Origin of the sequence: Lelliottia nimipressuralis, assembly GCF_041464075.1 — a bacterium.
GTDB lineage: Bacteria > Pseudomonadota > Gammaproteobacteria > Enterobacterales > Enterobacteriaceae > Enterobacter > Enterobacter nimipressuralis.
On the sequence record NZ_CP167172.1, the window covers coordinates 1286462 to 1312239 of the forward strand.

Here is a 25778-nt window from a genome sequence, read left to right on the forward strand (position 1 = left end):
ATTCGAGGGAAAGCGTTTCAATTCAAGGGAATGTTGTATTTATCAACTATTTTTGAACGAACGACAGGCAGTATATCATTGATAAGGGCGATAAAGCAGCCTGTGAGGTCGCCAAATTGTAAAATAGTTGTTGTTTTGTGCCCTTTGTCCCCTGCGGGGCAGGGGCTTGCGCTGGAAGGGGCTTTAAAACGCCTGACGGATAATGTTAATCACGTTTTCCAGAACCGGGTCGCGCAGGCTCAGTTTATTGTAATGCAGCGCAATCTCAATAGATTCAGCATTTAGCGGCGCGTAGGGGATCTGTTCCAGCGGCCAGCACTGACGCAGCAGGGTATAAAGGCGCGAAGGCATAATGGTGATCATGTCGCTGTTGCCCACCAGCGCCGCAATCGTAAACATATTGTAACTGCTGAAGTTCACCAGGCGATCCGGGAACAGTTCGTTAACGCGCTGGTGCAGCTGATTCAGGTTGTGCCCGTCATTCATGAACAGGGCGTACTCATATTCACGCAGATTTTCAGCCGTTGCCGTCTGGCTGAGGGCCGGATGATTTTTGCGACATACCAGCAGCAGCCCGTCGGCGTAAAGCACGCTGTGGGCCAGCGATCGTGCGCCAAAAGCATTGCTGTCGATAATCAGGTCAGTCTGGAACTGTGCGAGCTGGGTTTCCGTGTCGTTAACCGGAATATTGCGCAGCATCAGCTGTGGCGCTTCACGCTTCACCGCCTGATAGATAATCGGCAAGACCATCGCGCCGACGGAAGGCGACGTGCCTATGGTAATGGTGCGTTGTTTGTCATAGCTGCCAGTGAGATCCAGAGCACCGAGAATCGACTCCAGCCCCTGGCTGATGTACTCGTGAAGGTGCGTGGCGTAAGCGGTAGGGGTGACACCCTGGCCTTTACGAATAAACAGCGGGTCAGGAAATATAGCGCGCAATTTCTGAATTGACTGGCTAATTGCTGAGGGGGTGAGATTAAGAATTTTCGCAGCATTAACGATACCCTTATGGACATATACGGCCTCAAAGATCGTCAATAAATTGAGGTCAATATTACGTAAAGTCCTAAAAACTTGCGGCTTGTCCTGACCGCCTGGCTCATTCAGTCGTTTAGCCGGTAAATTATTATAATCCACGCTGTCACTCCGTATTCATTCACAATATGAATGATAGTTGAATTTATATATTGTGCTTGTAGTGATTGGTAAAGTATTTTGTGGATGTCAATTGTTTAGGGAAATCAACTAACTGTGTAATTTTCAATCAAATGAAGGCCAGTTCGCAAGGTGGTATTCACGTACTGAAATTAAACGCAGCAAAATATGTGAACCTGCTCAAGCGCTTCGAAAATATAGAAACTATGGATTATTGTAAAGCGTAAATGCGGTAAATACGCGAAGGTCCATAAAATAAATGGACCATCATGTATAATATATTAAGCGGGAATATATTCGTGTGGTGGATTGTTTAGCAGCGCTAAAAGATTACTTACCAGCGTCGGGCGAATAATATCTGGGGTGACATTTTCTACCCATTGGTGCATTTGGGTCATTTCCATTCCCGCATAACCACACGGATTGATGCGCAGGAAAGGCGAAAGATCCATATTGATATTGAGCGCTAGGCCGTGGAATGAGCAGCCCTTGCGGATGCGCAACCCCAGCGAACAGATCTTCATCTCCCCGACATACACCCCCGGCGCATCGGCACGCGGATGGGCATCGATGCCGTATTCTGCCAGCGTATCCACTACGGTTTGCTCCAGCAGCGTGACCAGTTCGCGTACCCCGAGTTTGCGGCGTTTCAGATTCAGCAAGACATACATCACTTGCTGACCCGGTCCGTGGTAGGTCACTTGCCCGCCGCGATCGCTTTGAATAACCGGGATGTCACCGGGAACCAGCACATGCTCTGCTTTACCTGCCTGCCCCTGGGTGAAAACCGGCAGGTGCTCGACCAGCCAGATCTCATCGGGCGTGTTGTCATCGCGTGAGTCAGTGAAATCATGCATAGCCTGAGAGACAGGCTCATAAGGTTGCAGCCCGAGATGGCGGACAAGAATTTTATCCTGATACAAAACAGCAACTCCGGGGGAGGTAGCGAGAAAAGGGTGTAGGGAGTATATCACAGAGAGGGGAGCGGGTTACCCGGCAAAGCGGGTAACCACGAGGGGACTACAGCACCATACGGACGATTTCGATATTGCCGAGCTCTTCGTACAGGGTTTCGACCTGCTCAATATGCGTGGCAGTAATGGTGATGGAAACCGAGTGGTAGTTGCCCTTGCTGCTTGGTTTTACCGTCGGAGAGTAGTCACCCGGCGCATGGCGCTGTACCACTTCAACCACCTGGTCAACCAGCTCCGGCAACGCCTGACCCATTACTTTGTAAGTAAACGGGGTAGGGAATTCAAGCAGTTCGTTAAGTTTGGTTTTCATGTCAGCTCCGGCATTACATCAAAAAAATAATAACTCCCACGTGAGGGTGGGAGTTATCAGGATACCTAGTATATGGGGATCAAAATCACACTTTCAAGTGTTCAATTTTTAACCAAACCAGTGATGGAACATCAATTTAATGTAATCAATGATTTTGCCGAAGAAATTGCCTTCAGGAATTTCATCCAGCACCACCAGCGGACGCTGATCGATGGTTTTACCGTCGAGCTGGAAGTTAATGGTTCCCACCACCTGGTTCTTCTGCAGCGGCGCGTGAAGTTCGCTGGTGTTCAGCACGTAGCTGGCTTTCAGGTCTTTCATGCGACCACGAGGAATGGTCAGGTACAGATCTTTATCTACGCCCAGGGATGCGCGGTCGTTGTCGCCAAACCACACCGGCTCTGACGCAAATTCTTTACCGGCTTTCAACGGATTCACGGTTTCGAAGAAACGGAAGCCCCAGGTCAGCAGTTTTTTACTTTCCGTCTCACGGCCTTTAAAGGTACGACCGCCCATTACCGCGGAGATCAGACGCATCTGGCCTTCAGTCGCGGAGGCCACCAGGTTGTAGCCCGCTTTATCCGTATGACCGGTTTTGATGCCGTCGACGTTCAGGCTGTTATCCCACAGCAGACCGTTACGGTTGGTCTGACGGATGCCGTTAAAGGTGAACTCTTTTTCTTTATAGATGGTGTATTCGTTCGGCACGTCACGAATCAGTGCCTGGCCAATTAGCGCCATATCACGTGCGGAGCTGTACTGACCGTCTGCGTCCAGGCCGTGTACGGTCTGGAAGTGGCTGTTTTTCAGGCCCAGCGCGGAAACGTAGCTGTTCATCAGGCCAACAAAGGCGTCCTGGCTACCGGCGGCGAAATCGGCCATGGCCACACAGGCGTCGTTACCGGACTGCAGGTTAATGCCACGGATCAGCTGAGAAACGGGCACCTGCATCCCTGGTTTCAGGAACATCAGGGAAGAGCCTTTAAACACCGGGTTACCGGTCGCCCAGGCATCGTTACCCACGGTGACCAGGTCAGTCTCTTTGAATTTACCCGCTTTCATCGCCTGGCCGATGACGTAGCTGGTCATCATTTTGGTCAGGCTCGCAGGGTCACGGCGCGAATCAGCGTTCTGTTCTGCCAGCACTTTGCCGGAGTTGTAGTCGATCAGGATGTAGGATTCCGCGTCAATTTGCGGAACGCCAGGGATCATGGTCTTGATATTCAGGTCATCGGCGTGAGCGGCTGAGAGAGCGGCTGCGCAAAGGGCCGTGGTCAGCGCCATGCGCTGCAAGAATCGAGCGGAGAGAGTGGTCTTCATGGTCAGAACTACGACATCCGTGATGGAATTAAAAAAAGTGCCTTACTATAGCAAATGCTATACAGGCAGGCATCCGACTTTCAGCATGAGATTGTGAACGTTGGTTACACAAACTGACAATTCGGATACCGCCGATTCATTACTTCGCAACAGCGATAAACGACTGTAACTGCGCTTCGTTTTGCAGACGCTGCTGCAACGACGCGGCCTGCGATTTGCTGGCAAAAGGCCCCATCTGGATACGCCAGACGGCACCGTTTTGCTCAACGCGGCCAGGTACGCCAAATTTCTGGCTCAGCTGCTGCTGATACTGCTGCGCACGCGCTTGATCGCTTACCGCACCGACCTGAACCACAAAATTGCCGCTGGCAGAGGTCGCCGCTGGCGGCGTCACCGCAGCAGGCGCGGTCACCGGCGCTGGCTGAGTGACAGGTGTGGCCGCAACGGGGGCTGGCGTTGGCTCACTGCCTTCCAGCACGCCGGAGGCCAGCGGTGTCGCTGCGCCCAGGAAACCGCTGCTGCTCACTGGTGCACCGGTGGAGTCGTCACTTTTCAGCGTATCGTTGCTGATGGCGCGCACATTATCCGGTGGCGTGGTGTCTTGCGGCAGGGAAGAGGCGCTCCCCATTCCTCCGTTCAAATCCGGACGAGCGGGCAGGGCATAGGTCTGTTTGGCGACGGTGGTACATACGGTTCCAGGGCCAGACAGCGTTCCGTCCTGGGCCACGATAATCGGATCGATGCGGACTTTGGTATTGTTGGAGGTATTCAGACGATCGGCTGCCGCGCGGGAGAGCGAAATCACGCGATCGTTACCGTAAGGGCCACGGTCGTTAATGCGCACCACAATCATGCGGCCATTCGCCAGGTTAGTGACGCGGACATAGCTTGGGATAGGCAGCGTCGGGTGCGCGGCTGTGATCTGCGCCGGGTCGAAGGTCTCGCCAGAGGCGGTCAGGTTGCTGCCTGGCTCCGCGTCATAGATGGCGGCAAAACCGGCCTGACTGAAACGGGACGGGTCCTGAACGATCTTATAGCTCTTGCCGTCGCGTTCGTAATTCTGATTGGCGCCCGCGTTCAGCGGCTCATAAATCGGGTCCGCGCCACTGATTTCAACCACCGGACCGTTACAGACCGCAGGCTGCGGCGGCGCGATGGTTGCCTGTTGCTGACCATCATCACTTGAACAAGCTGCAAGTAAACTTGCTGCGATGCAGATACCCAGCCACTGCTTACGCATGGCGATCCCCTTATTTTTATACGCTTTTGGACAACATTTTTCTGTGGGTATGGATAGACATCACTATCCCAAACCCGGCCATCAACACGATCAGTGCCGAGCCTCCGTAACTCACCAGCGGTAATGGCACGCCTACAACCGGCAGAATCCCACTCACCATACCAATATTTACGAAGACATAAACGAATAAAATCAGCATCAAACCGCCTGCCATGACGCGACCGAAAGTGGTCTGCGCGCGCGCGGCGATCCACAGTCCACGCATGATCAGCAGGAGGTACAGGGCCAGCAAAATCAAAATACCGACCAAGCCAAGCTCTTCCGCCAGAACGGCGAAAATAAAGTCCGTATGGCGTTCCGGCAAGAACTCCAGCTGTGACTGTGTTCCGTGCAGCCAGCCTTTACCGCGCAATCCACCCGAGCCAATTGCAATCTTAGACTGAATAATATGATAGCCCGCGCCCAGCGGATCGGTTTCCGGATCGAGCAACATCATGACGCGCTGACGTTGATAGTCATGCATCAGGAAGAACCAAAGTATCGGGATAAAGGCGGCCACCAGCACCACCGCAATGCCGATTAATCGCCAGCTCAAGCCGGACAGGAACAGCACGAACAGGCCGGACAGCGCCACCAGAATCGACGTTCCCAGATCGGGCTGCGCCGCAACCAGCAGGGTCGGCAGGAAGATCAGCACCAGCGCAATGGCGGTATTTTTCAGCGAAGGCGGACAGACGTCACGGTTGATAAAGCGTGCGACCATCAGCGGAACGGCGATTTTCGCAATCTCGGAGGGCTGAAAACGCACAATCCCGAGATCGAGCCAGCGCTGCGCACCTTTCGAAATCGCCCCAAACGCATCCACGGCGATTAGCAAAATAATACAGATAAAATAGAGGTAGGGCGCCCAGCCTTCATAGACGCGCGGCGGGATTTGCGCCATCACCACCATGATCACCAGCCCCATTGCGATCTGGCCAATCTTGCGCTCCATCATGCCAATATCCTGGCCGCTGGCGCTCCAGATAACGAGGGCGCTGTAGGTCAGCAATGCCAGCAGGATCAGCAGCATGGCCGGGTCGATGTGGATTTTGTCCCACAGCGATTTCTTATTTGGATTATCCGTCATGATTATTGGTCCTCCGCCGCAGAGGCGGCTGGGGTTTCAGCCGGCAGGTCGGTGTTGTTGTCGCCCAGCATAATGTGGTCGAGGATCTGGCGCATAATCGTACCTACCGCCGGACCAGCGCCGCCGTTTTCGAGAATAATCGCTACCGCCACCTGAGGCTTATCATAAGGCGCAAATGCGGTCATGAGTTTATGGTCACGCAGACGTTCAGCGATTTTATGCGCATTATAGGTTTCGTTGGCTTTCAGGCCGAAGACCTGTGCGGTACCGGATTTCGCCGCCACTTTATACGGTGCGCCCGCAAAATACTTATGCGCGGTGCCGTTTGGACGGTTGGCGACGCCGTACATCCCGTCTTTGGCGATTTCCCAGAAGCCGGAATGGATATCACCCACCGGTGCTTCATGGGGCTGCGACCACGGAACCTGTTTGCCATCTTCGACGGTGCTCATCAGCAGGTGCGGTACTTTCACCACGCCGTCGTTGATGAGGATCATCATGGCTTTGTTCATCTGGATTGGCGTGGCGGTCCAGTAACCCTGGCCGATACCGACCGGAATGGTGTCGCCCTGATACCACGGTTTTTTAAAGCGTTTCAGCTTCCACTCGCGCGTTGGCATGTTGCCTGAGCGCTCTTCCGAGAGATCCACGCCCGTGTAGTGGCCGTAGCCAAATTTGCTCATCCACTCCGAGAGGCGGTCAATCCCCATGTCGTAGGCGACCTGATAGAAGAAGGTATCCGCCGACTCTTCCAGAGATTTGGTGACATTCAGGTGACCGTGGCCCCATTTTTTCCAGTCACGATAGCGTTTTTCTGAGCCAGGCAACTGCCACCAGCCAGGGTCAAACAGGCTGGTATTGCGGTTGATCACGCCGGCGCTCAGGGCGGAGACGGCGACATACGGTTTGACCGTGGATGCTGGCGGATAGACGCCCTGGGTGGCGCGGTTCACCAGCGGGGTGTTCGGATCGTTCAACAGGCCGGAATAGTCTTTGCTGGAGATGCCATCGACGAACAGGTTAGGATCGTAGCTTGGCATAGATACCAGCGCCAGAATGCCGCCGGTACGCGGATCGGTGACCACCACCGCTGCACGGCTGCCTGCCAGCAGGGTTTCGATATACTGCTGGAGCTTAAGATCGAGCGTCAGATAGACGTCGTGACCGGCTTGCGGCGGCACCTCTTTTAGCTGGCGGATCACGCGGCCACGGTTGTTCACTTCAACCTCTTCGTAGCCCGTTTGTCCATGCAGCACGTCTTCGTAGAAGCGCTCAATGCCAAGCTTACCGATATCATGGGTAGCGGCGTAGTTTGCCAGTTTGCCGTCTTTGTCGAGACGATCGACGTCTTTATCGTTAATTTTGGAAACGTAGCCGATGACGTGAGTCAGCGCGGAGCCGTAAGGGTAGAATCGACGCTTATAGCCTTTGACCTCAACGCCGGGGAAGCGGTACTGGTTCACCGCAAAGCGGGCGACCTGGACTTCCGTCAGATTGGTTTTCACGGCGATGGAGGTAAAGCGGTGCGAACGCGAACGCTCTTTTTTGAAGGCGGCGATATCGTCATCCGTGAGGTCGACCACGCCTTTCAGCGCATCCAGCGTGTCCTGCACGTTATCGACTTTTTCCGGCATCATCTCGATTTGGTAGATGGTGCGGTTTAACGCCAGCGGCGTGCCGTTACGGTCGTAGATAATGCCGCGGCTCGGTGCGATGGGCACCAGCTTGATGCGGTTTTCGTTGGAGCGCGTTTGATAATCGGTAAAGCGGACGATTTGCAGATTGTAGAGGTTGGCGACGAGTACGCCAGACAGCAGCAAAATCCCGGTAAAAGCGACCAGCGCCCGGCGCACAAACAGCGCGGACTCAGCCGAATAGTCGCGAAAAGAATTCTGTAGTTTCATCCGCTGCTTAATTTGCCCTGGTCAATCATTACTCACGGTGATAAGGGTGGTTGGTAGTAATGCTCCACGCGCGATAGAGGCTTTCTGCGACCAGCACCCGAACAAGCGGGTGGGGCAGCGTCAGCGCGGAGAGGGACCAACTTTGTTCTGCGGCCGCTTTGCAGGCGGGGGACAACCCTTCCGGACCGCCAATCAACAGACTGACGTCGCGGCCATCCTGCTTCCAGCGCTCTAATTCGTGCGCCAGCTGCGGCGTATCCCAGGGTTTGCCTGGGATATCGAGGGTTACAATGCGGTTCTTGCCAGCCGCTGCCAGCATTAACTCACCCTCTTTTTCGAGAATACGTTTGATATCCGCGTTCTTACCGCGCTTTCCTGCTGGGATCTCCACCAGTTCGAACGGCATGTCTTTGGGAAAACGGCGCAGATATTCAGTAAAACCCGTCTGTACCCAGTCCGGCATTTTTGTGCCGACGGCTACCAGTTGCAACTTCACGCATTAACCCCAGAGTTTTTCCAGCTCATACAGACGACGGCTCTCTTCCTGCATGACGTGGACGATCACATCGCCAAGGTCCACAACAACCCAGTCAGCAATGGCTTCGCCTTCTACGCCCAGCGGCATCAGGCCAGCTGCACGCGATTCCTGAACCACATGATCGGCAATAGAAGCAACATGACGTGTGGATGTGCCGGTGCAAATGATCATGCAGTCGGTGATACTGGATTTACCTTGAACGTCGATAGTGATGATGTCCTGACCTTTCAGGTCATCAATTTTGTCGATAACAAAATCCTGGAGTTCTTTACCCTGCAAGTTTTCCCCCTGGTGAGTGAAGTTGAGCAACGATTAAATGGATAGCCTGGCAGTATACCTTAACTGGCGGCTGTGTCGGGACAAATGTCACCTGACGGACTTTTAAAGGCGGGTATCATCCCATCCCCGGCCTGACAATGCATCGCCATTTTTGTAAAACAATTTCTATTTGGCAACGACTGGCAGGAAGTCAGGCTGCGGAGGATATCAGCCTGAAGAGGGCTGTCAATGGCGCGGCGGTGAATAACGCGAATTTTCGCGCTTCCCCTCATTCATCTGCGCTTTTCTGATACAACCCGTGTTGATGGATATAGTTGAGCACTGGCGCGGGCAGCATATCGTCGCAGGATAAATCCTGCTGAAGCCGTTCGCGGATCAGGGTGGCGGAGATATCAAACCACGGCGTCTCGGCCAGATAAATTTTACCGGCAGGCAGGGTGTGCAGATCTTCCACATCGTTCGTCAGATGGGTGTCCAGCCAGGCCTGATGCTGCTCTTCCTTCATGGTCAGCGGATAACCTGGACGGCGGCAGACGATAAGATGGCTGTTTTGCAGAATGGTTTCATATTGATGCCAGGAGGGGAAATTGAGCAAAGAGTCCTGGCCGATGATAAATCCCAGCGGTTGCGTCGTGCCGCGCTCAGCGCGCCACTCCTGCAACGTTTGCGAAGTATAGGAGGGCGTATCCCGGCGCAGTTCGCGCTCATCAAGTTGAAACAGCGGCTTATCGGCGATGGCCAGCGCCAGCATCTCTTTGCGCTGTTCACTGGTCGCTTCGGGCTGCGGGCGGTGCGGGGGAACATTATTCGGCATGATGATCACGCGCTGCAGGCCAATCAGATTCGCCAGAATTTCGACCGGCTTCAGATGCCCATAATGGACCGGATCGAAGGTGCCGCCATACAACGCCTGTAAAGAACTCATATCAACCATCAATAAAGACGTCTGCCAGCGCCTTATGGCACAGCAGAAGGGAAAGACTTTCCAGCTCCGCCCAGACCGACTGACCGTAATCCTGCTTCAGCGTCAGTTCGGCGCGTGTCAGCAGATGCACCGCCTGACGAAGCTGCTCGGCGCTGAGGCGATTAACTGCCTCGGTGGTCATGGCGCGGCGGTTTTGCCAGACGCGATGTTTATCGAACAGGGCGCGCAGCGGCATGTTGGCCGACTGGCGTTTCAGGGTGTTGAGCAATAACAGTTCACGCTGCAGCGTGCGCAGCAAAATCACCGGCTCACTGCCTTCGAGCCGCAGCTGCTGCAAAATGTGCAGTGCGCGTTTGCTCTTGGCCGCCAGCAACGCATCGACCCAGTGGAAAGGGGTAAAGTGCGCCGCATCGTTCACCGCCTGTTCAACGCGCGGTAATGTCAGTTTGCCATCCGGCCACAGCAGTGACAGGCGATCCAGCGCCTGCGCCAGCGCCAGCAGATTGCCTTCATAGCAATAGCACAGCAGCTGATTGGCCGCGTCATCCAGCTGCAAATTGAGCTGCTTTGCCCGGACCGCCACCCACTTCGGCAGCTGTGCCTGTTCAGGGGTTTGGCAGGTCACCTGCACAGAATGGGCCGCGAGCTGGGTAAACCAGGCCGCATTTTCCTGCGCTTTGGTGAGTTTATTCCCGCGAACAATCAGCAGCAAATCGTTGTGCAGCAGGCTGACCAGCGTGGCGAGCTGTTCGTTAATCGCCGCATTCGGGCCATTTTCCGGCAGCTGGACCAAAATCGTCTGGCGCGAGGCAAACAGGCTCATCGCCTGGCACAGGGAAAAGAGTGTCTGCCAGTCGGTGCTGTTGTCTATCTGGAAAGCGTGATGTTCATCGAAGCCCTGAGACGCGGCGACCTGGCGCACGGCATCCTGGCTTTCCTGAAGTAAAAGGGGATCGTTTCCGAGGAGCAGATACGCCGCGCGCAGCCCTTCATTGAGCTGCGCGCGGAGTTGTTCAGGATACAACCGAACCATTAGTTACCCAGCGTTCCGGTAACTTGCGGCGTGGTATCCAGTGGCACAGAGTGTTCCGTGCTGGTGTCTTTTGACGCCATCTGAATGCTTGGCAGTTTACGGATCAGCTGTTCCGCCGCCTTGTCGTACATTTCGTTGATGATAATTTGCTGCTCGGCATCTTTTGCCAGCGCAGTTTGTGGGTTATCAAAGAACGAACGGTAGACTTTGGTGCTGATCGGGTAAATGTCTTTACCCGGCACCAGCACGGCAGCACTCACCGACATCACCATCTGGTATTCCGCCGTACGGCCATCCTGGAAGATGGACGCCGTGTCTTTGCTCAGCACGGAGCTCAATACACGGAACGATGGAACATCCTGACGCAATGTGCCTTTTTCGATCAGCTCAACGCCGTTAAGACGCAGCTGGTTACGAATGGCGCGGCTCAATGGGCCATTTGGATCCCCGGAATCGAAGATCATCGTTTTCATCTGAGGCGGCACTGCCGTGGTATTGCGCAGATGCCAGCCACAACCTGCGGTGACAAGCACCGCCAGAGATAAGAGTATTGTTGCCAGTTGTCGCACGTTTCCTCCCGCGCTTAGCCAACGACCAGATTCAGCAGTTTACCCGGTACATAGATCACTTTACGTACGGTAACGCCATCAAGGTACTTCGCAACCAGATGTTCCTGGCCTGCGCGTTCACGAACCTGTTCTTCCGTTGCATCGACGGCAACAGTAATTTTACCGCGCACTTTACCGTTAACCTGAACCACCACCAGCGTGGTGTTCTCAACCATAGCGGCTTCATCAGCAACCGGCCACGGTGCGTTATCGATATCGCCTTCACCTTTCAGCTCCTGCCACAGGGTAAAGCTGGCGTGAGGCGTGAACGGGTTCAGCATGCGAACGATAGCCAGAAGCGCTTCACGCATCAAGGCACGATCCTGCTCGCCTTCCTGCGGGGCTCTCGCCAGCTTGTTCATCAGTTCCATAATAGCCGCAATTGCGGTATTGAAGGTCTGACGACGACCAATATCATCGGTCACTTTTGCGATAGTTTTGTGAACATCGCGACGCAGCGCCTGCTGATCTTCACTCAGTGCCGCCACATTCAGTGCCGGAGCCTCACCCTGAGAAGTGTGCTCGTAAACCAGTTTCCAGACGCGTTTCAGGAAGCGGTTCGCACCTTCTACGCCGGATTCCTGCCACTCCAGAGTCATATCCGCCGGAGACGCAAACATCATGAACAGACGCACGGTATCCGCGCCGTAGCGCTCTACCATGACCTGCGGGTCGATGCCGTTGTTTTTGGACTTCGACATTTTGCTCATGCCGGTATACACCAGCTCATGGCCTGCCGCGTCTTTGGCTTTCACGATACGGCCTTTCTCGTCGCGCTCAACGATAGCGTCAACCGGGGAAACCCAGTTACGCTCGCCGTTTTCGCCGAGATAGTAGAACGCATCTGCCAGAACCATACCCTGACACAGCAGCTGTTTGGCTGGCTCATCAGAGTTCACTAGGCCCGCATCGCGCATCAGTTTGTGGAAGAAGCGGAAGTAGAGCAGGTGCATGATGGCGTGTTCGATACCGCCGATGTAGATGTCTACCGGCAGCCAGTAGTTGGCCGCTTTGGCGTCCAGCATCCCTTCCTGATACTGCGGGCAAGTGTAGCGCGCGTAGTACCAGGACGATTCCATAAAGGTATCGAAGGTGTCGGTTTCACGCAGGGCAGGCTGGCCGTTGACGGTGGTTTTTGCCCACTCAGGATCGGCCTTGATTGGGCTGCTGATCCCATCCATCACCACATCTTCCGGCAGGATCACCGGCAGTTGATCTTCAGGCGTTGGGATAACCGTACCGTCTTCCAGCGTCACCATAGGAATCGGTGCGCCCCAGTAACGCTGACGGGAAACACCCCAGTCGCGCAGACGATAGTTCACTTTACGCTCGCCCACGCCCAGCGCGGCCAGTTTGTCTGCGATAGCGTTGAAGCCATCTTCGAAGCTCAGGCCGCTAAATTCGCCGGAGTTGAACAGGGTGCCTTTTTCAGTCAGCGCCTGCTCGGACAGATCCGGTTCAGAACCGTCGGCGGCCAGGATTACCGGCTTAATAGTCAGGCCGTATTTGGTCGCAAATTCGTAATCGCGCTGATCGTGGCCTGGAACCGCCATCACGGCACCGGTGCCGTATTCCATCAGCACGAAGTTAGCCGCCCAGACCGGGATTGCTTCACCGGTCAGCGGGTGAATGGCGTTAAAGCCCGTCGCGACGCCACGTTTCTCCATGGTTGCCATTTCGGCTTCGGCCACTTTGGTGTTGCGGCATTCGTCGATGAAAGCAGCCAGTTCAGGATTGGTCGCCGCCGCCTGCTGTGCCAGCGGGTGACCGGCAGCCACGGCCAGGTAGGTGGACCCCATAAAGGTGTCAGGGCGCGTGGTGTAAACCGTCAGTTTTTGATCGCTGTTCTGCACGTCAAAGGTGATTTCGACGCCTTCAGAACGACCAATCCAGTTGCGCTGCATGGTTTTAACGGTATCTGGCCAGTGATCCAGAGTATCCAGGTCGCGCAGCAGTTCGTCGGCGTAAGCGGTGATTTTGATAAACCACTGAGGGATCTCTTTACGCTCAACTTTGGTGTCGCAGCGCCAGCAGCAGCCGTCGATAACCTGTTCGTTCGCGAGAACGGTTTGGTCGTTCGGGCACCAGTTAACGGCAGAAGTTTTCTTGTACACCAGGCCTTTTTTATACAGCTCGGTGAAGAATTTTTGCTCCCAGCGGTAGTATTCCGGGGTGCAGGTCGCCAGCTCGCGGCTCCAGTCGTAACCAAAGCCCAGCATTTTGAGCTGGTTTTTCATGTAGGCGATGTTGTCGTAAGTCCACGGCGCAGGAGCCGTGTTGTTTTTGACGGCCGCGCCTTCGGCTGGCAGACCAAACGCATCCCAGCCGATGGGCTGCAGCACGTTTTTGCCCAGCATACGCTGGTAGCGTGCAATCACATCACCGATGGTGTAGTTACGCACGTGGCCCATGTGTAGTCGACCAGAAGGATAGGGAAGCATCGACAGGCAGTAATACTTCTCTTTGCTCTCGTCTTCAGTGACTTCAAAGGTACGCTTCTCGTCCCAGTGTTGCTGGACTTTTGATTCTATCTCTTCCGGGCGGTATTGCTCTTGCATGGCAGCCAGTGGTCCTGTTCTCAATACAGCTACAAACGTAGCCAATGGATGTGGTATTTCAGATCCGCATAGCATAGCCCAAACGCCTGCGTCAAAACAGCCTTTCACGCAAATGCGTTAACGTCACGCGATATGCCCTGGCGACCGGTTCGTCCACCCAAAAGCGAGGGGCATCCATTTTTAGGCAGCAGGCTCGGCGCGCGTTTTATTATTCATATAACGAGCGCAACTGGCGTTGACAATATAACTGACAGTAACCCGGTGTGAGGGGGTATCAGGTTTCATATTCAGATAATTGCCGCAGGGATTCGTTTTCTTTAATGTACTGAAAAGGCAGTAGATGAATTTTCTGCTCGTGGAAAAACCATTCGCAATCGTAGCGTTGAATAATTTCTCCGGGATTAAAACAGATCCCGGACTCAGCCCGCACAATGGCATATTTTCCATTACTGAACATGACGCTGTGAATACAAAAAGGGTGGCAGGTTTCGCCAAGCCGTCGATTAGCAACAATATGACCTTCAATAAAAACAGCTTTCCTGGTTTTCATGATGATGGCCTCGATTAAGGTTATCCTCCAATGCACCAGCATTCGGAGGGGCGGAAAAGTAATCCGCATGAGGGGCATTCAAGCACCGCATCCTTTCGCATCTTCCCCGCTTTTTGATCGGCCCTGTGGGAACAGACCGGGCAGGCCACGTGTACGGGCCGCTCTTTAAATTCCCGAAGGCCACTGGTATAGGACATAAATGAATACTCTTAAGGGTGGTTATTAATTATACGCTTTTATGCTGACGTTTACGGGTAATGTTTTCGCGCATTCATGGCGTAAAAGGGGACCGGGAATTCAGACAGGATTTATGATATAATACCCTTCCGTGAGAATTTTATAATGAAATCAGAAGACACTCTCGACTGGTACCCCGCACAATTACCGCCCGTCAAAATTATTTTAGGTGAAGCTGTCCTGGCTGTGGGTAAGCAGGGAAGGCCGATCAATACCCGAACGTTGCTCGAATATTTGCAAGTGATGCAAGCGCAGCAAAAAAAGCGGGATAATAAAATTGCGATGCAAACGGCAATTGATGTCCTCCGCGATAATCAGCGCATTAACGGCAGGTGTTAATGCGCCTGTTTTCAGAAATTAATTCTGAACAATCTCAACCGTATGAGATTGCCCATCCTTCATCAGCGGAATGCGGTCATCAGGCAGCGTAACCCCATCAAGTCGTACCTGGTAGGCTTCACCACCCCGCGAAACCGTAATGTGATACTGACTACTCCCTTGCTGATAGGTCATATTGAGTGACGGCCAGTCATGCGGTAACTGCGCATGTACGACAAAGGTTTCACCGTAGCGTTTTATCCCCAGCAACTCCTCTGTGAGCAGGCGATAGGCCCATCCCGCTGAACCGGTATACCAGCTCCAGCCCCCACGTCCGCTATGCGGCGCGACGCTGTAGACGTCGGCACTCATGACGTAAGGCTCGGTTTTATACCGTTCAACGTCATCGGCCGTTAAAGCGTGGTTGATAGGATTGATCATTGACCACAGCTGCCACGCCCGCTCCGTATTGCCCATTCGGGCAAAGGCCATCACCGCCCAGATTGCACCGTGGGTATACTGCCCGCCGTTTTCCCGCACGCCGGGCAGATAGCCTTGAATGTAGCCCGGATTCGGGCCGTGGCCATCGAACGGTGGCGTCAGCAGTTTGATAAGCCCGGCGTCGTTATCCACCAGCAGCTTATCCAGCGATTGCATCGCCCGCGCGCTGCGCACCGGATCGGCGGCTCCGGAGAGCACCGACCAGCTTTGGGCGATGGCATCTATTCGGCAGTCCTGAGAGGCCTTCGACCCCAGCGGTTCGCCGCCGTCAAAATAGCCGCGACGATACCACTCTCCGTCCCAGCCGGAAGCTTCCAGGTTTTTCTGCAAACGTGAGGCCTGGGTGCGGCACAGTTCCGCTATCGTCCCGTCCTGACGCTGTTCAGCCAGAGCGGCGAAGCGCTGCAAAATGTCGTACAGGAAGAACCCAAGCCAGACGCTTTCCCCTTTCCCCTCGATCCCGACCCGGTTCATGCCGTCATTCCAGTCGCCCGCGCCCATCAGCGGCAGACCATGCTGTCCGAACTGCAAACCATGACGCAGGGCTTTTACGCAGTGCTGCCACAGCGTCTCTTCGACGGCGCTCACTATCGGCGTGTCGTACACTGACTCTTCGCCGGGCTGAAGGAGACGGCCTTCCAGATAAGGAATCTGTTGCTCAAGCACGCCGTTATCCCCGGTAGTCTCGACATAGTGACAAACCGCCAGCGGCAGCCAGAGATAATCGTCCGAGCAGCGCGTGCGCACGCCGTTGCCGTGCGGTGGATGCCACCAGTGTTGCACGTCGCCCTCGATAAACTGCCGGGAAGCGCAGAGCACAATCTGGTCCCGCAGGCGTTCAGGCGCGGCGTGGCTCAGGGCCAGCGTATCCTGGAGCTGATCGCGGAAACCAAATGCGCCCCCGGACTGATAGTACCCGCTGCGCGCCATCAGACGACAGGCCACCGTTTGATACAGCAGCCAGCCGTTGGTCAGCAGATTGACGGCACTGTCCGGGGTGTTGACCACGATGTTATCGAGCACGCTGTGCCAGTAACGGTGAACGTTGTTCAGCTCCTCGCGGGCGGCCTCTTCGTTGAGATAGCGATTGAGTAGCGTCTGCGCTTGTGCCGGATCGTCGCCCACTCCCAGCACAAAAATAAAGGTCTTGTGATCGCCGTCGATCACCGTGGCAGCCGATTGCACCGCGCCGCAAGGGTCCAGTCCGGCTCCGGTTTTATCCGACAGCCTGTGCAAGCGCATCGCCAGCGGATCGTGCAGGGAGCCGTTACGACCCAGAAACTCGCGCCGATCGCCCGTCAGGGAGCAGTGAACACCGCTGACCGCGAAAAATGCCGTACGGCCGCTGCCGTTGTCGCCGTAAAAGTTGTTCGCCATCACGCCGCAGCCGCAGCCGCCGTTGACGCTGGCCGCATGGGTCACAATATGGTGGGCCGACTGCGAGCGTGATTCACCCAGCGTCCAGGCCACGTATCCGGTGACGGAGAGTTTTCGTGTCCGCCCGGAGTTGTTGCTGAGCGTCAGGATCGCCAGTTTGACCGGCTCATGCTCGGCGACCAGCACCGTCAGCTCGCTGTCGATGCCGCTCTCCCGGTGGCCAAAGACGCTATAGCCGAACCCGTGGCGAGAGAGGTAATCCCCTTCACCGCGAAGGGGTAAGGTGGTCGGCGACCAGCACGCGCCGCTCTCTTCGTCGCGCAGGTAAAACACCTCTCCACCAGGGTCGCTGACGGGATCGTTTTCCCACGGCGTGATGCGATATTCATGGGCATTTTCATACCAGCTGTAGGCTTGCCCGGCCTCCGACAGCACGCTGCCGAAACGGGCATTGGCCAGCACATTCGACCAGGGGGCGGGCGTCGGGGCATTTTCCCGAAGGACAATCTGGTACTCGCGGCCATCCTGAGAAAAACCGCCGTGGTCGTTGAAATGCAGCAGTTGTCCCGTATCCGGCGTCCAGGGAATATGCTGAATAACGCCCGATCCGCCGTGCGCGATAAAGGGCGCAGGCACGGTTTTAAGACTATGAATGCGTTGATCCAGCTGTTCGTTCAATCCGCCTGCGCGATCGTCGAGATACAGGTGAGCAACGCTCATCAGCAGCAGTTTGTCCTCGGTGGAGAGGTGTTCGCCGTTACGGACAAAAATCCCGCCCGATTTATCCAGCAGGCTTGCTTCAGAGCCGGCATAAATCAGGTCCATGATCTGATTTTGCAGCGCTTGCTGATAACCGCCGGGGCTTTCATTCAGGATCACCAGATCTACCGCCAGCCCTTTCAGCCGCCAGTAACGGTGCGCCTGAATCAGGGTGGTAATCGACAGAATGCTCTCTTCGCTGCTGATGCTGAGCAGCACAATCGGCAGATCGCCGGAAATCGCCCAGCCCCACAGGCCCGACTGACCGCGTCGGTTGCGGCTGAGGGTCTGGCTGTCGGCGCGCAACTCCTGGCACGGAAACAGAATCGCACCGGCGAGCCGGTTAAACAGGGCGGCGTCATCTTCGTTGGCGTTAATCTGGCGCAACACCACCAGACTGTGCGACCAGGCAAGCTCAAAGACGCGGTCGGCGATCGGATGATCGCGATATTTCTCCAGCAGCGTCAGGCTCTGCTGGCGATTTTCGCTCACGCCATACAGGATATCGACGGTGACCGGCTGGCCGGGTTGCAGGGTGATCGACTGGCGAATGGCCAGCACCGGGTCCAGCACCGAGCCAGAGGAGTTACTGAGCGGCCCGCTTTGTCCGATTGCCAGCGCATCTGCCGGATGCCTGCCGCGGCCAAGAAACGCCGCGCGGTCGGTTTCAAACGAGGCGCGAGGTTGACTGCTGCCCTGTACCACCATCATGTGGAACAACCAGGGACTTTTTTCATCCGGCGCGCGTGGACGTCGGTGGCACAGAATGGCGTTCTGAGCGGGCACCAGTTCAGTCTGGATAAACAGTTTGCTGAACGACGGATGCGCCAGATCGCTGTTCGCCGGTGCCAGCACCACTTCGGCGTAGGTCGTCAGCTCGATGGTGCGCGGCTGGCGGCCACGGTGCAGCAGCGTTACGCGCCGCAGTTCGATATCATCTTCCGGCGACACAACCACCTGAGTTTTCACACTCAGGGAGCCGAGCGTGCGTCGGAATTCCGCGCCCGCATCGGTAAAGATCACTTCGTCGCTGCTGTCCGCATCGCCCATCGGCTGCCAGGTATTGCTCCAGATTTCGCCCGACTGCAGATCGCGGATATAGCAGAACGCTCCCCAGTTATCGCGGGTGGTATCGCTGCGCCAGCGGGTGAGGGCCAGATCGTTCCAGCGGCTGTAACTGCCGCCAGTGTGGGTCATCATCAGATGGTAATGACTGTTTGAGAGCAGTTGAACCTCAGGGATCAGGTTGTCCGGCGTGGTGAAAATCCTCGGCTCATAGTGCACCGGTTTAACGCGTCCTTCGTGAGACTCAAAATGACGACGCGGGCTATAGAGATCGACCGCATCCGGTACTCGCTCCTGCAACAGCAGGCTGGCAGACTGGAAGGCGGTGCTGGCCATAAACCGGTCGGCCATCGGCGCATCCAGCATTACGTGCGCCAGCGCCTGAAACGCCATCCCCTGATGGTGCGCCATCCACGACTGTACCACCGCGTACAACTGTCCGGAGGCGAGACGCGACGGGGTGTAATCCAGCGCTTCATAAAAACCGAACTCCCCGCGCGCGCCGTTTTTTTCCAGACGGAGCAGGTTGTCACAGGCTTTTTGCGGCGCAACCATCAGCGCCAGCAGCGTGGCGTAAGGGGCGACGACCATATCGTCCGCCAGCCCACGACGCAGGCCGAGACCCGGCACGCCAAAGGCCTGATACTGATAGTTCTGCTGCACATCAAAGGCGTGATAGCCCGACTCCGACACACCCCAGGGGACGCCGCGCTCTTTCCCCCAATGGATCTGGCGCATTACCGCCGACTGGCTCATCTCGTCCAGCAGGCTACCGGGCCAGGTGGGCATCACCAGATTCGGCATCAGATATTCAAACATCGAACCGCTCCATGACATTAGGGCGGTTTCGTTCTCAATGGTGGTAAACAGCCTGCCGAGCGCATACCAGCTCTTCTGCGGCAGCTGGTTAGTGGCGATGGCGAGAAAACTGGTCAGGCGAATTTCGGAGGGCAGCAGATCGTAGTGACTTTTATCCAGCATATTGCTGTCGCAGTTGTAGCCGATGCTGAGCAGGCTGGTCACTTCGCTGTAGAGGAACGTGAAATCCATCCGCGCATGCTCGTTCAGCCGCTGTTCCAGCTCGGTAATGATATTCAGGCGCATGCGTGCCAGGGTAATCGCCGAGGTGGAGGGCGTGCCTTCACCGCGGTGCGTCGCCTGAGCAAGCTCGCTCAAAGACGGCAGCGTCGGGGAGTCATAGGCGGGCGTTAACCAGCCCAGCAGATGCGACCATTCATGGCACAGCTGCACCAGCTGGCGCTGCAAATGCTCGATCCAGCGCAGAACCAGTTTGTCATCCTGATGGCACAGCGCCGTCAAATGGTTGCTTTGGGTTCGCATCTGCTTCAGTTCGAGGTAAACCTGCGCCGGAGACAGGGCGTTAGCGTTCAGACAGTGTTTACGCAACAGCCGCAGCCCGGTTGGGGCGTGCTGTCCCCAGTGTTTTTCGAGGATCCCCAGGGTATCGTTCAGCCCGGCCAGCACCTGCGTGCAGTTTAACACGGGCTGATTTCGCATGGCGGTCAGCCCTTCGCGCAGGGTCAGCAGGTGGCCCGCCATATTGCCGCTGTCGACGCTGGATACATAGCGCGGGCTAAGGGGCGCGAGGGTCTGGGTGTCGTACCAGTTATACAAATGCCCGCGGAAATGCTCCATCTTATCCAGCGTGTCCAGGGTCAGCGTCACGCGCTGCAGCACCTCGCCAATCGGCAAATAGCCAAAATCCCACGCCGTCAGGTTTGCCATCAACGAAAGGCCAATATTGGTCGGCGACGTTCGATGGGCAATCACCGGGTGGGGGATCTCCTGATAGTTATCCGGTGGCAGTCCGTTTTCTTTCGCGGTGGCAAAGGTTTCAAAAAAGGCCCAAATTTCGCGGCTCGTCTGGCGCAGCAGCAGCTTCTGTTCCTTGTTGGGTGAAAACGTCCGGCGGGCAGGCTGGCGGCTCATCCAGCTCAGCAGCAGCGGTGTCAGGCACCACAGCAGGCTTAAGGGCAGCGCGATAAAGGAAAACATCGGTGCAATATGGGCGGTCAGGACGTTGAGAGCCACGCCGCAGGCGACATTCATCCACATCGCGCGATAAAAGCGGAGCGGTGAGGTTTTTGCCACATCGTCGTCAGGGCTGAAGCTGGCCCACTGGCTCAGGTTGCGGTGGCTGAATCCCAGACGCCAGAACGTGACGGCAATGGCATACAGAGAATAGCCAGCCTCATGAGGCAGCGTCGCCACAGTCAGCCCGATGCGGGAAAGCCGCTTCAGGGCGCCGGAGGCGACCAGCAGCAGATGCTGCACAGTGTGACGCCGGGCAGGTTTATTGATCAGATCCCAGGCGACCGCCAGCCCGGTGGGCAAGAGCCACACCAGCGCCAGCACGCCCAGCCAGTACAGGGGATTCGGCACCCACAGCAGGGTGCAAAAGAGCAGCGTCAACAGGGAAGGGGCGACCAGGCTACGGCGCAGGTTGTCGAATAATTTCCAGTACGACAGGGCGGACAGTGGGTTTTTATCGCGCGTGCCATCGGCTTTTCTGACGCGCGGTTTAAGCCAGTTCAGCAGTTGCCAGTCGCCGCGGATCCAGCGGGTGCGACGCGCGACATCTGAAAGATAGTTATTCGGGTACTGCTCATAGAGCAGCACTTCGCTTAACAGCCCCGAGCGGGCATAACACCCTTCCAGCAAATCGTGGCTGAGCACCAGGTTTTCCGGGCAGGTGTTGTGCGTGGCCTGCACAAAAATATCGACGTCGTAAATCCCTTTCCCGACGAAAGAGCCTTCGTTGAACAGATCCTGATAGATATCGGAAGACATCATTGAATAGGGGTTATTCCCCGCAATGCTGCTGCACATGGCGGCATAGCGCCCTTGCCCGTTGCGGGGCATCTCTTCCGCCATGCCCGGTTGCAGAATGCCGTAGCCTTTGATTACCCGCTGGCGCGCGGCGTCATACTCTGGCCGGTTGAGTGGATGGGCCATGGTTGCGGCCAGCTTATGGGCGGTATCGCGCGGCAGAAGAGTGTCGCTGTCGAGCGTGATCACGTATTTGATCGGCGCCGGTCGCTGGTGGGCTGGCAGATCGGCGACGCTGGAAAATTGTTTGTCAGGATGGCGTAACCAGCTGTTCAGCAGCGCCAGTTTTCCCCGTTTGCGTTCATAACCCATCCACACGCCCTGCTGCGGGTTCCATTCTGGGTTCCGGTGGAGCAGATAAAACAGCGGGCGGTTGGCCGGATAGCGGCGGTTGAGATCCTGAACGTGTGACATCGCCTGGTCGAGCAGGGCACTGTTTTGCGGTGAATATTCCTCTGCTGAATCGGCAAAATCGGTCAGGAGCGCAAAACAGAGATGATCGCTCTGATTGCCCAGCCAGCACACTTCCAGGCGGGTGATGAGCTTGCTGATTCCGTCGGCGCTGGTGAGCAGGCAGGGGATGACCACCATCGTGGCTGACTCTGCCGGAATACCGCTGGAAAAGTCCATGCGCGGCAACGGGCGCGGCGTACGAAAACGGGTCGTCGCTTCACTCAGCAGGTCGCTGGCAAGCTGGCTGAGCACAATAATCAGCGGCAGTGCGAGGAGGATCAGCAGCCAGCCCATCCCCTGCTGCGCCGTGCGGTGCAGGATTTCAGCCGTCGCGGCGGTGGTCAACAGGCTCAGGCTGCCGAGCCATGACATCAGCGGAATCTGGTTGAAGCTGTGCCGCAGGCGAATCAGCCGCGACGCATCTGCCGTAAGCAGGATCTCCAGCTGCTGGCGGCCTTCGCCCTTCAGGTAATAGCCAATATGGGCGCCGGGTGTCTCGGGCGCATTTTCACTGGCAAGCGCCAGCACGCGGCGGGCAACTTCCGGCTCGCTAAAGCGGCTGTCTCGCGCCAGAACCTCAATGACGTGACGATAGTGATCGCGCGTATCGAAGTGCATCAGCGGATAAATGCCTGCCGGGTCCTGGCGCAACATCTGCTCGACGACGCTCATGGCCTCGGCAAAATCCGCCCAGTTGGTTTCACTCAGCAAACGCAAGCCCGCGATGCTGTTGCTCACGGACAGCTGGCTGGCGGCTAACTGCTGGTTGAAGCGGTGGATCAGGGTATCGGTAGTGACTCCCTGTTCCGCCAGACGCTGTTCGACCCAGGTCAGCGGTAACGCCAGCATATTGCCGCGTCCCTGCAGACGGCGCACCAGCTCGGCGACAAACGCGCTGGTGAGCGGTGGGCTGGAGCGCGCCAGATCGGCGATCACCATGATCAGATCGGCGGGCGTGTTCTCCGCACATTCGAAAATGCGGGTGACCCAGCTATCCGCCAGATTGCGCTCCTGCTGGGCTTTAACCACGTCGATACTGACCCTACGCAGATTCTCGATCAGCGCCAGGCGCAGCATACCTGGCAGCGCCCAGACTTCGCCCAGCGTCAGCGGCGTTTCCTGCTGATAGGCGCTGATATAGCTGGTGAGGCTGGTGGCGTCCCAGCGCCCGTCGCCATGGGCAATCGCCTCGGCGGCAATGGCGTAAATTCGCGGGCAGTCATGAGGGGAGGCCAGCGCCGGAAGCCCTTTGCCGAAATTCTTCGGCAGATGCTGGCGCACGATGCGGATCTGCTCCTCAATCAGGTAGTAGTTGTCGAGCAGCCACTCACCGGCGGGCATAATCGTCGCTTTTTTACCGGCATTGAGGTCGTAGCAGTTTTGCGTAATGACCGCCTCGTTATCATCGAGGCGTTTGAGCAGGTAATAGGGCAGTTTGTCGGGCGACAGCTTGTGCGAACGCGCCAGTTTTTGACCGTAGCGCGCCATCTGCGCCGTCGAAAACAGCTCGGCCTGCAGACTATTTTCTGGCACAGGCTCGTGCCCCTTCAGGGCAGAGACGTTGACAGGCGGAAGTGAACGGGAACGACTCCGCCACGATTTAAGGCTCATTTTCATAGGGTTGCTCTGGTGCGACATGAACGCGCAGGAGCAGTTGTGAAATCAGATCAGAAACGTTCTCTCAGGATGGGTGTGGGGCATCTTGGATTTAACAGCTGCTGGACTCTTACTTCAGTATAGAACACCGATGTTGCGCCAAAGGGCGCGCGTGCAATCAGCGTGGAGCAACAAACAGGGCTTTACAGCCGGGGCACAGCATGGCCTGTTTGAGACGAATTTTGGAGGTCGGGTGGGAGGACTTGAGGCCGCAGTGCGGGCAAGTCACAGTGGTGGTTGATGCGCCACCGATAAGCTTCATTGCGTAATCGAGAAGAGACATGATGATTAACCTTTCAATGAATGAGCTTCATCCTAGCACGAACTGTTCAAATACTGTGCACGGTATCGCATCCCGCCTTTGCAGGAATTTACCCGGTCTGTGGTCGACCTGACAAAGCAGCAGCAAAATAAGGTCTATTATTAGAGACAGTTACTTACCCGGGAGGCGAAAGGATGAACAAGGTTGCTCAATTTTACCGCGAACTGGTTGCCACACTGACGGAGCGCCTGCGTAACGGCGAACGTGATATTGATGCTCTTGTCGAGCAGGCGCGTGTTCGGGTTGTACAGACGGGTGAGTTGACGCGCACCGAAGTGGAAGAGGTGACGCGAGCCGTGCGCCGCGACCTTGAGGAGTTCGCGCGAAGCTACGAAGAGAGTCAAAACGACGTTACCGACAGCGTATTTATGCGGGTGATTAAAGAGAGTCTGTGGCAGGAACTGGCAGATATCACCGATAAAACCCAGCTGGAGTGGCGCGAAGTGTTTCAGGATCTGAATCATCACGGCGTGTACCACAGCGGCGAGGTGGTTGGGCTGGGCAATCTGGTCTGTGAAAACTGTCATTTCCATCTGGCGGTGTATACCCCGGACGTTCTGCCGCGCTGCCCGAAATGCGGCCATGACCAGTTCCAGAGACGGCCTTTCGAGCCGTAATCTCAACGCCGGTGGCGCGACGTTTACCGGGCCTGCAAAACCGTAGGCCGGAAAAGCGCAGCGCCGCCCGGCGCACTGATTAGGCGTAAAACTTCAGTCTCTCTGCCAGCAAATCTACAAACGCTTCCCGGTTGATATCCACCATCAGCGTGGTATTCGGCGTATTGCCCGTCAGGAAATAATAATCCACCACCGTCATGCCCTGAGTGTATTTCCCCTGGGTTTCAACGCCTACCCAACGATCAACGGTCGTGAAAATCTCCGGTTTCAGCAGCCAGGCGATGGTGCACGGATCGTGCAGCGGCGCGCCCTGGAAGCCCCATTTCTCGGTTTTGTGGTATTCCATAAAGAAGTCGAGCAGCTCAGCGACCGTGGTGGCAACAGGATTGCCAATTGCGCGAAAACGCGCGATATCTTCTGCCATGATCTGCGCCCGGTGGGTGACATCCAGACCGGCCATCACAATCGGGATGCCCGACTGGAAGACAATTTCTGCGGCTTCCGGATCGACGAAAATGTTGAACTCTGCCGCGGGCGTCCAGTTCCCCAGCCCCATCGCTCCACCCATGATCACAATCCGCGCGATTTTGGCGTGCAGTTCCGGGTGGCTGTTGAGCAGCAGCGCCACGTTGGTTTGCGGGCCTGTCGCCACCAGCGTCACCGGCTCGTCGCTTTCTCGCAGCACGTTCGCCATCAGCTCAACCGCCGTGCAGTTTTGCGGTTCAAAGCCTGGCTCAGGCAGCGCCGGGCCGTCCAGCCCGCTCTCGCCGTGGACGTTATCGGCGATGATCAGATCGCGCATCAGCGGTTTCACCGCGCCGCCCGCCACCGGGATATCCATGCGATTGAGCAGGGTCAGCATGCGTAACACATTACGCAGGGTTTTGTCCGGGGTCTGATTTCCGGCGGAGGAGGTGACGGCTTTGAGGGCTAATTCCGGTGAGGCGAGGGCAAGGACAAGCGCGATAGCGTCATCATGACCAGGATCGCAATCGAGAATGATCGGCAGTGGCATAGGGTGCTCCATTTTTGGCGTTATTTTGTGACAAGGTTAACGCCGCAAGGTGAAGCAGACGAGAAGAAGAGACCTAAAGCGTGAA

General features: G+C 56.2%; 20 protein-coding genes. 2 read left to right on the forward strand and 18 right to left on the reverse strand.

Features of this window, described 5'->3' with window-relative positions; all coding sequences use genetic code 11:
* Positions 1–183 precede the first annotated feature (183 nt).
* The 15 genes from ACB496_RS05975 to ACB496_RS06045 form a co-directional block, all read right to left on the reverse strand.
* Entirely contained in the window at positions 184–1137 is a 954-nt protein-coding gene (locus ACB496_RS05975; RefSeq protein ID WP_102104175.1) for a YbeF family transcriptional regulator, read from the reverse strand.
* Positions 1138–1436: 299 nt separating this feature from the next.
* Positions 1437–2078 carry a lipoyl(octanoyl) transferase LipB gene (lipB, locus tag ACB496_RS05980; RefSeq protein WP_123429272.1) on the reverse strand — a complete coding sequence of 214 codons (642 nt, stop codon included), beginning with the start codon at positions 2076–2078 and terminating at the stop codon, positions 1437–1439.
* Between the two features lie 97 nt (positions 2079–2175).
* Positions 2176–2439, reverse strand: a complete 264-nt coding sequence (ybeD, locus tag ACB496_RS05985; RefSeq protein WP_095281214.1) for a DUF493 family protein YbeD — start codon at positions 2437–2439, stop codon at positions 2176–2178.
* Positions 2440–2547: 108 nt separating this feature from the next.
* Positions 2548–3759 (reverse strand): D-alanyl-D-alanine carboxypeptidase DacA, encoded by a 1212-nt coding sequence (gene dacA, locus ACB496_RS05990; protein WP_095281215.1) that lies wholly within the window; start codon positions 3757–3759, stop codon positions 2548–2550.
* A gap of 139 nt (positions 3760–3898) precedes the next feature.
* On the reverse strand, positions 3899–4999 hold the full coding sequence (gene rlpA, locus ACB496_RS05995) for an endolytic peptidoglycan transglycosylase RlpA (protein WP_107704047.1): 1101 nt from the start codon (positions 4997–4999) through the stop codon (positions 3899–3901).
* Between the two features lie 16 nt (positions 5000–5015).
* Positions 5016–6128 carry a peptidoglycan glycosyltransferase MrdB gene (gene mrdB, locus ACB496_RS06000; RefSeq protein WP_100777228.1) on the reverse strand — a complete coding sequence of 371 codons (1113 nt, stop codon included), beginning with the start codon at positions 6126–6128 and terminating at the stop codon, positions 5016–5018.
* Between the two features lie 2 nt (positions 6129–6130).
* On the reverse strand, positions 6131–8032 hold the full coding sequence (gene mrdA / locus ACB496_RS06005) for a peptidoglycan DD-transpeptidase MrdA (RefSeq protein ID WP_100777227.1): 1902 nt from the start codon (positions 8030–8032) through the stop codon (positions 6131–6133).
* Between the two features lie 28 nt (positions 8033–8060).
* Complete coding sequence (gene rlmH / locus ACB496_RS06010; protein ID WP_014069327.1) at positions 8061–8528, reverse strand: 23S rRNA (pseudouridine(1915)-N(3))-methyltransferase RlmH; 468 nt, start codon at positions 8526–8528, stop codon at positions 8061–8063.
* Positions 8529–8531: 3 nt separating this feature from the next.
* Complete coding sequence (gene rsfS / locus ACB496_RS06015; protein ID WP_100777226.1) at positions 8532–8849, reverse strand: ribosome silencing factor; 318 nt, start codon at positions 8847–8849, stop codon at positions 8532–8534.
* 268 nt (positions 8850–9117) lie between these two features.
* The gene (nadD, locus tag ACB496_RS06020; RefSeq protein WP_371974673.1) at positions 9118–9783 is read right to left on the reverse strand and encodes a nicotinate-nucleotide adenylyltransferase; all 666 of its coding nucleotides are present in this window, start codon (positions 9781–9783) and stop codon (positions 9118–9120) included.
* A complete protein-coding gene (gene holA / locus ACB496_RS06025; RefSeq protein ID WP_100777225.1) occupies positions 9776–10807 on the reverse strand; it encodes a DNA polymerase III subunit delta in 1032 nt (343 codons plus the stop codon). Before holA ends, nadD begins: the two co-directional genes overlap by 8 nt.
* Entirely contained in the window at positions 10807–11376 is a 570-nt protein-coding gene (gene lptE / locus ACB496_RS06030; protein ID WP_102104171.1) for an LPS assembly lipoprotein LptE, read from the reverse strand. The genes holA and lptE overlap by 1 nt, the downstream gene beginning before the upstream one ends.
* A 14-nt stretch (positions 11377–11390) precedes the next feature.
* Positions 11391–13973 (reverse strand): leucine--tRNA ligase, encoded by a 2583-nt coding sequence (leuS, locus tag ACB496_RS06035; protein WP_371974674.1) that lies wholly within the window; start codon positions 13971–13973, stop codon positions 11391–11393.
* Between the two features lie 274 nt (positions 13974–14247).
* Positions 14248–14523 carry a hypothetical protein gene (locus ACB496_RS06040; protein WP_194512750.1) on the reverse strand — a complete coding sequence of 92 codons (276 nt, stop codon included), beginning with the start codon at positions 14521–14523 and terminating at the stop codon, positions 14248–14250.
* A gap of 20 nt (positions 14524–14543) precedes the next feature.
* Entirely contained in the window at positions 14544–14720 is a 177-nt protein-coding gene (locus tag ACB496_RS06045) for a YnfU family zinc-binding protein (protein WP_215628780.1), read from the reverse strand.
* Positions 14721–14865: 145 nt separating this feature from the next.
* Here ACB496_RS06045 and ACB496_RS06050 point away from each other — a divergent pair, with 145 nt between their 5' ends.
* Positions 14866–15099 carry a hypothetical protein gene (locus tag ACB496_RS06050; RefSeq protein WP_100777222.1) on the forward strand — a complete coding sequence of 78 codons (234 nt, stop codon included), beginning with the start codon at positions 14866–14868 and terminating at the stop codon, positions 15097–15099.
* Between the two features lie 18 nt (positions 15100–15117).
* Here ACB496_RS06050 and ACB496_RS06055 read toward each other — a convergent pair whose 3' ends face one another.
* Positions 15118–23700, reverse strand: a complete 8583-nt coding sequence (locus ACB496_RS06055) for a GH36-type glycosyl hydrolase domain-containing protein (protein ID WP_371974675.1) — start codon at positions 23698–23700, stop codon at positions 15118–15120.
* A gap of 157 nt (positions 23701–23857) precedes the next feature.
* Positions 23858–24022 (reverse strand): YnfU family zinc-binding protein, encoded by a 165-nt coding sequence (locus ACB496_RS06060; RefSeq protein ID WP_164971751.1) that lies wholly within the window; start codon positions 24020–24022, stop codon positions 23858–23860.
* Between the two features lie 173 nt (positions 24023–24195).
* Here ACB496_RS06060 and ACB496_RS06065 point away from each other — a divergent pair, with 173 nt between their 5' ends.
* Positions 24196–24678, forward strand: a complete 483-nt coding sequence (locus tag ACB496_RS06065) for a zinc ribbon-containing protein (protein ID WP_100777220.1) — start codon at positions 24196–24198, stop codon at positions 24676–24678.
* 79 nt (positions 24679–24757) lie between these two features.
* On the opposite strand, the gene rihA is transcribed toward ACB496_RS06065, so the two are convergent.
* Positions 24758–25693, reverse strand: a complete 936-nt coding sequence (rihA, locus tag ACB496_RS06070; RefSeq protein WP_102104169.1) for a pyrimidine-specific ribonucleoside hydrolase RihA — start codon at positions 25691–25693, stop codon at positions 24758–24760.
* Between the last annotated feature and the right edge of the window lie 85 nt (positions 25694–25778).

What these genes read in the sequence shown, in the direction of transcription:
- ACB496_RS06065 (WP_100777220.1), top strand. Translation starts at nt 24,196, where the DNA reads ATGAACAAGGTTGCTCAATTTTACCGCGAACTGGTTGCCACACTGACG.
- nadD (WP_371974673.1), bottom strand. Translation starts at nt 9,783, where the DNA reads ATGGTTGATATGAGTTCTTTACAGGCGTTGTATGGCGGCACCTTCGAT.
- mrdA (WP_100777227.1), bottom strand. Translation starts at nt 8,032, where the DNA reads ATGAAACTACAGAATTCTTTTCGCGACTATTCGGCTGAGTCCGCGCTG.
- ACB496_RS06055 (WP_371974675.1), bottom strand. Translation starts at nt 23,700, where the DNA reads ATGAAAATGAGCCTTAAATCGTGGCGGAGTCGTTCCCGTTCACTTCCG.
- ACB496_RS06050 (WP_100777222.1), top strand. Translation starts at nt 14,866, where the DNA reads ATGAAATCAGAAGACACTCTCGACTGGTACCCCGCACAATTACCGCCC.
- rlpA (WP_107704047.1), bottom strand. Translation starts at nt 4,999, where the DNA reads ATGCGTAAGCAGTGGCTGGGTATCTGCATCGCAGCAAGTTTACTTGCA.
- rihA (WP_102104169.1), bottom strand. Translation starts at nt 25,693, where the DNA reads ATGCCACTGCCGATCATTCTCGATTGCGATCCTGGTCATGATGACGCT.
- ACB496_RS06040 (WP_194512750.1), bottom strand. Translation starts at nt 14,523, where the DNA reads ATGAAAACCAGGAAAGCTGTTTTTATTGAAGGTCATATTGTTGCTAAT.
- leuS (WP_371974674.1), bottom strand. Translation starts at nt 13,973, where the DNA reads ATGCAAGAGCAATACCGCCCGGAAGAGATAGAATCAAAAGTCCAGCAA.
- mrdB (WP_100777228.1), bottom strand. Translation starts at nt 6,128, where the DNA reads ATGACGGATAATCCAAATAAGAAATCGCTGTGGGACAAAATCCACATC.
- dacA (WP_095281215.1), bottom strand. Translation starts at nt 3,759, where the DNA reads ATGAAGACCACTCTCTCCGCTCGATTCTTGCAGCGCATGGCGCTGACC.
- holA (WP_100777225.1), bottom strand. Translation starts at nt 10,807, where the DNA reads ATGGTTCGGTTGTATCCTGAACAACTCCGCGCGCAGCTCAATGAAGGG.
- ybeD (WP_095281214.1), bottom strand. Translation starts at nt 2,439, where the DNA reads ATGAAAACCAAACTTAACGAACTGCTTGAATTCCCTACCCCGTTTACT.
- ACB496_RS06045 (WP_215628780.1), bottom strand. Translation starts at nt 14,720, where the DNA reads ATGTCCTATACCAGTGGCCTTCGGGAATTTAAAGAGCGGCCCGTACAC.
- ACB496_RS06060 (WP_164971751.1), bottom strand. Translation starts at nt 24,022, where the DNA reads ATGTCTCTTCTCGATTACGCAATGAAGCTTATCGGTGGCGCATCAACC.